At 44.3% G+C, this 1,953-nt stretch carries 2 protein-coding genes and 1 pseudogene; all 3 read right to left on the bottom strand.

What is annotated here, in order from left to right; genetic code table 11:
* Positions 1–1,006, bottom strand: a pseudogene (locus tag ACTHUR_RS10745) (hypothetical protein); the annotation flags it as partial.
* 124 nt (positions 1,007–1,130) lie between these two features.
* The gene (locus ACTHUR_RS10740) at positions 1,131–1,283 is read right to left on the bottom strand and encodes a hypothetical protein (RefSeq protein ID WP_225905468.1); all 153 of its coding nucleotides are present in this window, start codon (positions 1,281–1,283) and stop codon (positions 1,131–1,133) included.
* A gap of 31 nt (positions 1,284–1,314) precedes the next feature.
* A partial coding sequence (locus ACTHUR_RS10735) for a hypothetical protein (protein ID WP_440398569.1) occupies positions 1,315–1,953 on the bottom strand: 639 nt, incomplete at its 5' end.

Here is a 1,953-nt window from a genome sequence, read left to right as displayed (position 1 = left end):
GTTCGGCCATCCCGTCGCCATCCATATCAAAACTCACTCCATCCTCCACCGAAGTCGTGAGCAACTCTTCTCCATACAGCTCGATAGCAAGAGGAGTATGGTAATTTTTGGCAATTTGGTCAAAATTCTGCTGAAGATTATCCACTCCGCCCTGCAAATCAAGTGAAATATTGGCTTTGTTCAGTAAATCCTGCAAAGCTTTCAAAGCTTCGTTTTCATTATGAATTTCTTTGCCTTTTCCTGATGCCTGTTCGGATTTTTGCTGTTCGACCAAAGTAGCCAAGCGGTTCACTGCATTGGAATGAAGCCTACTGGCTGAAGTAATCAGTGCCGCATACGCACTTTTTGAGTAATTTACTAAATTATCGTTGAAGCTGACACTCTTGCCCGCGCCACCGATACCGAATTCAATCGCCCCCTGCTTTCCGCCTGAAGAATAATATAACGCTGTTCTTGCAGCCGTCGTTACCGTACCGTCTGCCAAACGGCTGTTGGCAGGTACAAATACCACCATCAGCGTAGGATTTCCACGCGCCATCATCGGCATCAGACTAAGCGGCATATTTGGATCGGTTTTCTGAAAGCGAACCCGCTCGTCACCTACGCCAAACAGTCTGTTGGGATGGTCAGGCGCTGCTTCATCCATTCCTGATTGCAGAATTTTTTGCTTTTCGGCCGGAGTTTTACCGTTTAGCAGGTTTGGATTGGTTTCCTTAAGGAATACAGATTTCGCCCATGTCCAATAAGTATGGTCGGGCTGTCCGCTGGGGTTTTGGGTTTTCATTTTGTGGGCAAAATAATCAACAGCCTGTTGTTGGTTCATCGCCTTGATTGCTGCCGTATCCGATCCGTATTTGGTTTCTTTGGGATTGTTCCGCAAATCAAACTGAAAACGGTTGTATTCGGCTTTTCCTTCTTCATAAACAAATCTTCGTGCATATTCATTCGCTGTTATATTGCGATTTCCATCAATATCAAGATCAAGCTTGGAAATGGTTTTCGACAAACCATGTCCTAACTCATGAGCCCAATCAGAAGCAGTCAGATATCTTTTGTCTGCCGTACTGAATACAATACTTCTATTTTCTTTACTGCCAATTAGTTTGCTTTGGAAAAATATGCCGGAATATTTAGTGTATTGCTTGAATACTCCCTAACCCCCATTGATTGATAAAGTTATGGGTTTGCCCCAGTAAAATTGAATCCCGAATAATCTGATTAACTTCCGAAACAGGCATCCCTAATTTTAAAAAATGCTGCCGGATTTGTGCTGTTGTAGCCATACCATATACCTTTAAAATTAAATACTATCGACTATCTGATAAGAAAGATGCTGGAAATATCATTAATGCATTTGTCTGTTGGATGCTGAAATAATATTCCTGCACCTTTCTCCTCCCTTATAACCAAATGTCTATCACTCCCGATCAAATGGTTGTTTTCATCTACTGCTACTTGTTTTACTACCGTATACCTAGGAAAAACTTGTTCTGTTCCATTGTTAAAGCATACGCTGACCGGGCTTAGGATATGAGATGAAACATAGGGTTTCGGCAAATCATCAGGATAACGGTCGTCAGGAAACAATGAACGGTATCGTTTTATATAATCAGGCGTTGCTTCGATTTCTAAAAAAGTACTGCCGTCGTAGTTGGTCTGATGCACTACCGTAAAGCCGTCGGTCGGCCGTTTTAGCTTACGCCGCCTGTGTTTGAGCCATTTCTGCCGCTCTGCCTTGTCTTTCCATCTGAGTACCGCCTGTTTTTCTCCGTCAGGCCGCAAACGGCCGGAAAGCCGCAGATAGCGCCGGTACACGGGAACCTGCCACTTTTTCGCTAAATCTTCAGGCGGCATATCAAGCAAACAGGCACTATGCAGCGTGCCGGCCATCTGTCTGAACAAATTCTCGAAGCTCTCTACAGGATAAAGCTGCCCGCAGCCCGTTGCGTCATC

It is taken from the genome of Neisseria sp. P0021.S007 (assembly GCF_051956855.1).
This window is presented reverse-complemented; position numbering and strand designations above follow the sequence as displayed.